Here is a 4922-nt window from a genome sequence, read left to right on the forward strand (position 1 = left end):
TACAAATGAAACATATGGGGAACGAACGATTGCAAATGCGATTTCTTCCACACCTACAACTATTTTAGATAATCAAGATCAATTCGAAGAATTTTCGTTTGATTTCCGTGAGGGACATACCGCTGAAGATGTGGAGGACAAGACAAAAAAGAAATTTCGTTTAACAGAACTCGGAAATGCAGAACGTATTGCTTTTGAATATGGCCATGTAATCAAATACGTAAATGAGATGGGGTGGCTCATATGGGACGGCAAACGATGGAGAATGGACACGAGAAAAGAGATTGAAAGAATGACAGCAAAAGTACTTCGCGGTCTCTATAAGTCAGAGGAGGAACCGGAAGTGAAATGGGCGCGGATGTGCGAGCGCAGAAATATTCGAATGAATAGTATTAAGGATCTTATGCCGTTAGTTCCAGGTGAGCGTGAAACATTTGATCGACATTCTTTTTTACTCAATGTGGAAAATGGAGTGGTGGATTTACGAACAGGTCAGCTTTGCCCACATGATCGTAATCTATATCTATCAAAAATCACCAATGTGACATTTGACGAACAAGCGAAGTGCCCGACCTGGCTTTCATTCTTAGATCAAATCTTTTTAGGTGATGGAGAATTGAGGGAATATATGCAGCGGTTAATTGGATATAGCTTAACCGGTGATATTTCAGAACAAATCATGATGTTTTTAGTAGGTGGTGGTTCAAATGGGAAATCCACATTTATCAATACCATCAAAGACTTGATGGGGGAGTATGGGAAGCAAGCAAAGTCGGATACATTCATTAAGAAAAAAGAAACAGGCGCGAATAATGATATTGCAAGATTGGCCGGAGCTCGTTTTGTAAGCGCGATTGAGAGCGAGGAAGGGGAAAGGCTTGCCGATTCTTTTGTAAAGCAAATAACGGGCGGAGAACCTGTTTTAGCACGATTCTTAAGACAAGAGTATTTTGAATTCGTTCCAGACTTTAAAGTATTTTTTACGACAAATCATAAACCGATTATCGGCGGATTGGATGAAGGAATTTGGAGACGCGTTAAATTAATTCCTTTTAACTTGAATTTACCAGCACATAAACGGGATAAACGATTATCTGAAAAATTATCATTGGAAATGTCAGGGATTCTCAACTGGGCGATTGAAGGGTGCATGAAATGGCAAAAAGAGGGGCTCAAAGAGCCAAAAGTAGTAGCGGAAGCAACAGGACGATATAAAGAAGATATGGATATTCTGGGGCCATTTCTGAGTGAAGTTTGTTATATAGATGAACCGAAAAACGAAGCAATCAAAATGGAAGCAAAGGAACTGTATAACGTATATGAAACATGGTGTTTTCGTTCTGGGGAACGAGCTTTAGGGAATCGATCCTTCTATCGCATGTTAGAAACGAAGGGATTTGGCAAAACGAAAGGAACGGGGAATAAAACCTTTTTTACAGGAATTACCTTATTAGAACGTAAACCAGTTACTAAAGGAGTTACTGAAAACGCAGAAAATAACCATTTTAAGGCTGTTTAATAACTGTTTTTGCGCTTTAATAACTGTTTTTCTACGTTTAATAACTCTTTGGGAATTCAGTCATATCAAGGGTTTAACCGCCTTTTTATATGTATTTAGTTATTTTAGTTATTCATATTTTTATAAATTTAAAAAATAAAAAAATAAAAATAAGTATATTAGGAGCATCTTTGGAGTCGGAGGATAACTTAAATAACTTTTTATAATCAAATCCTTGGGGCTGTAGGGTTTGAGGGAGTTATTTTAAATAACTTTTAGTTATTGAAGGGCATTTTTAACCATTTTTAATAACTGTCTAATAACTAAGAAGGGAGAGAGATACATGATTGGAAAATTTGTTGAAGAGAATCTTGAACGAGATATTAAAAGTTTTGAGGTAACGAATGATTTATATAAACGTTATTTAAAATATTGTAAGACTTATAATTTAAAACCTATTAGTAGAAACAGTTTTGGTTATCGATTGTCTCAAGAACGAATTGGAGCATGGCATAAGTCAAAAGGTAAAGCAGCTAGGTGGGGTGTGAAACTCCTCCCATGCAAGTATTAGAAATTCTAAGTCTCATATGGAAATCAGGCGCAGATATCTATTTAGACGAAAGTGACGGTCGTATTGCAATCAAGAGACAGAATTGCATTCCAGCGGAAGTGATGCAATTGGCTGAACAAAATTTTAGTGAAATTGATGCTTGGTTTCAATCGTGGAAGGATGTAAGTGCAGAACAGGTGACAATCCGGAAGATATTCTATGAGTTTTGTGGATGGCAGCATAACACACAGTTATACGAATGGCTGCTTACGGATTCTGATTCTTTACAAATGTTCTATGACTGGACGATTGTACTTGTTGCGAATGGATGGACAGACATGTACGAAGATTATCGCCAATTTGAAAATGATGAATCGAATGCAATGGCAAGAAAGATATATGAACGTGCTATTATATATGCGAAGAAAGGTCATAAATGATGTACAAAAACAGATTAGAAAATTTATATAAATATTTAGATTTACTAACTAAGGCATACTTTACGGATGATCCATTAAACGTTAAAGCAAGTATTGAAAGGGTATTTATCTTGATTGAGCTTGAAATTAATAAGGGATATGGAGAGGGGGAATCTGAATGATTAGTTTCCATTACACGGATAAAGAGATAAGCAACATTCTTAAAACACTCACAATCGTTATTGATACGCGTGAAAACGTAAATGGTCATATTCTTGATTACTTACATCAAAAGGGCATTCCAATTAAAAATCAAAAATTAGATACCGGTGATTATGGCTGCATGATCCCGAAAAATGAAGAGTTAGGCATTCCTCGTGATATCTACTTAGATAGCCGAGTAGAACGAAAAGCCCATATGGATGAGATCACAGGGAACTTACAAAAAAATACGCAAACAGCGTTTGAGAATGAATTAATTCGATCAAAAGAGATTCCCTTCACCTTAATTGTGGAGGACCTACATGGATATGAGAAGATGTTGCAAGGGAAGTATCATTCCAAATACAATCCACTAGCGTTACTGGGAAGGCTAAATACATTTAAAGCAAAATATAGTTTTGAAATCGTTTATTTGAATAAGAAATTCAGTGGGAATTGGATTTATTATCATTTTTATTATCAAGCGAAACATTATCTTAGAACAGGAGCTGTTTAATATACTATATTTCTGTGAAAAACAAGTGAGTATAAAATAGGGTATGTGACGTCTGAGGAATAAAGACGAGAGACTGCGGAACGTTTGACGAAGGTTAGAGCAAAGTAAGGAGGAACAAAAGTGCTATTTAACAAGCATGTTTACAAAAAAATAAAATAACCCGCTAGTTATAACGGGTTATTCCTACGAGGTGTTCAAGGACCTCAAGGTAACACAAGTGCTACTGGACCTCAAGGTGCTCAAGGTAACTGGACCAGAGAAACCTGGAGAATTCCTTGTGATAATAATATATGCAAAAGAATTTTAAAAAGGTCCATTTAACCAAAAAAAGAAGCAACTAACAAAAGTCAGATGCTCAAACGTTTGGAGGTTAAGGCTTGGTAAATCGATTAATGACCGCATTTACAGTATGGGCAAGCAAAAATATCTTATACATGAATAAAATAAAAAAGGTTATAAATACCAAAAATGAATATAGAGGTGAATGTGGGCACCAAAGGGAACAAACGATATGTAATTTAGCCCCAAATACAGTGCTTACGAAAAAACGACTGCATATAACAAGGAAATTTAACGCTTAAATTTATTGCGAATGTATTATAACGAGAGTGATAGAGCGTCTAAAAACGATAAAAAAACAGTGTATAAATAGATTCATACGTTTTGAGGTGAATTTAAAGGGGGAAAATGTTGAAAAAGCATGGAGAAATATATTTATACAAGCTGGCATTCTAAAATAAGTGAGGTGATCATACATGTTGAAATGGTTAAAAGACTATCAAAAGTTAGAAGATGAAATTATCTATCTAGAACATGATTTGGATAGAAGTAAGCGAGAACTTAAACGTTGGGTTTTGGGTGACTTACAAGAAGTGCGTTTGATCGCTGATTCAGAAGGAGCGAAACTTGAGGATCGCATTGCTTTTCGTGAACGCGAATTGGCTGAAAAGATGGACGACATGTATAAACTGAAAAAGCTAATAAGTGCATTTAAAGGATTGGAAAATAAAATTGCGTATCTAAAGTATGTGGAGGGCATGACACTAGAAGGAATAGCCGAGAATTTGAGTTATAGTGCTAGTTATGTCTATAAGAAACACGCTGAAATAATGAGAAGGATAAAATTCGTTGAAGAACTTGCACTTTACTGACACCCAGTTTTGAGTATGTTAACCCTTGTAAAAATGCCTTATAGTAATAGTATAAAGAATTGACGGAAGGGCAACTGAACGAAACGGTTGCTCTTTTTGTTTATGAGTGGATATTAAAATATCACGTACCAGATTATAGAATTCATCTCAAAAAGGAATGAATAATGCACATGCAATATGTGAGGTAAGAAATTTTGATGGAAAATGTGCATGATGTACTTTTCATTCCTTGTAGAAGAAGTCCAAATGTATTTTGCAATCTAATTGGTAGTTAGTAAATGATTCAAAGGGGTATTCATACAAAAACAAAATGATTTGTCCTTCTTCCATTTTTACTATTTACTATGAATTGGTTTTGTATACCAAAAAAATACAAAAGAGACGAGTGAATTCGTCTCTTTTGTACATGTGTACAAAGAAATATGATTGACCGGGTTTATATATTTTATTTCATTTTTGGTTATATATACCTATTTTTGAAGGGTTTCTCTTTTTTTTATTTAAAAAACGAGTACCGATGACCGAGTACCCGTTTTATGAAACTTACATTCACTATTATTGTTATGTGTGTGAGTCATGAACAAAT

At 35.0% G+C, this 4922-nt stretch carries 6 protein-coding genes; all 6 read left to right on the forward strand.

What is annotated here, in order from left to right:
• Positions 1 to 1519: DNA primase family protein (locus ACQRBL_RS31895; RefSeq protein WP_427736368.1), on the forward strand; the 1519-nt coding region annotated here is incomplete at its 5' end.
• 322 nt (positions 1520 to 1841) lie between these two features.
• Positions 1842 to 2069 (forward strand): primase-like DNA-binding domain-containing protein, encoded by a 228-nt coding sequence (locus tag ACQRBL_RS31900; RefSeq protein ID WP_000579542.1) that lies wholly within the window; start codon positions 1842 to 1844, stop codon positions 2067 to 2069.
• Complete coding sequence (locus ACQRBL_RS31905; RefSeq protein WP_197265670.1) at positions 2057 to 2488, forward strand: hypothetical protein; 432 nt, start codon at positions 2057 to 2059, stop codon at positions 2486 to 2488. The genes ACQRBL_RS31900 and ACQRBL_RS31905 overlap by 13 nt, the downstream gene beginning before the upstream one ends.
• Positions 2489 to 2645: 157 nt before the next feature.
• Positions 2646 to 3185, forward strand: a complete 540-nt coding sequence (locus tag ACQRBL_RS31910) for an ERCC4 domain-containing protein (RefSeq protein WP_000622804.1) — start codon at positions 2646 to 2648, stop codon at positions 3183 to 3185.
• Between the two features lie 668 nt (positions 3186 to 3853).
• On the forward strand, positions 3854 to 3925 hold the full coding sequence (locus tag ACQRBL_RS31915; protein ID WP_232292635.1) for a DUF3983 domain-containing protein: 72 nt from the start codon (positions 3854 to 3856) through the stop codon (positions 3923 to 3925).
• A gap of 15 nt (positions 3926 to 3940) precedes the next feature.
• Positions 3941 to 4336 (forward strand): hypothetical protein, encoded by a 396-nt coding sequence (locus tag ACQRBL_RS31920; RefSeq protein ID WP_000922258.1) that lies wholly within the window; start codon positions 3941 to 3943, stop codon positions 4334 to 4336.
• Positions 4337 to 4922 lie beyond the last annotated feature (586 nt).

The sequence above is a fragment of the Bacillus sp. AF62 genome (assembly GCF_050312695.1).
In the GTDB taxonomy this organism is placed as follows: domain Bacteria; phylum Bacillota; class Bacilli; order Bacillales; family Bacillaceae_G; genus Bacillus_A; species Bacillus_A cereus.